Origin of the sequence: Sulfitobacter sp. HI0027, from assembly GCF_001634775.1 — a bacterium.
In the GTDB taxonomy this organism is placed as follows: Bacteria; Pseudomonadota; Alphaproteobacteria; order Rhodobacterales; family Rhodobacteraceae; genus Sulfitobacter.
In genome coordinates, this window is sequence record NZ_LWER01000113.1 from 1 (window position 1) to 227 (window position 227).

Sequence of the window (227 nt, forward strand, 5' to 3'; positions counted from 1 at the left end):
TTGCTGGCGCGGCAGTTCCTTGCGGACGAAGAGGGCCTGCGCGAGCTTTTGCTGGCCTTCATGATCGGCGGGCTGATCTATTCCGTGCCCGCACTCTTCGAAATTCGCTTCTCTCCGCAGCTAAACACCTGGATCTACGGATTCTTTCAGCACTCCTTTGAGCAGATGATGCGCAATGGTGGCTTCCGGCCCATCGTGTTTCTGCCGCACGCGCTGTGGCTGGCGAT

At 58.6% G+C, this 227-nt stretch carries 1 pseudogene; it reads left to right on the top strand.

What is annotated here, in order from left to right:
* Positions 1-227 (top strand): annotated as a pseudogene (locus tag A3722_RS06020) (hypothetical protein); the annotation flags it as partial.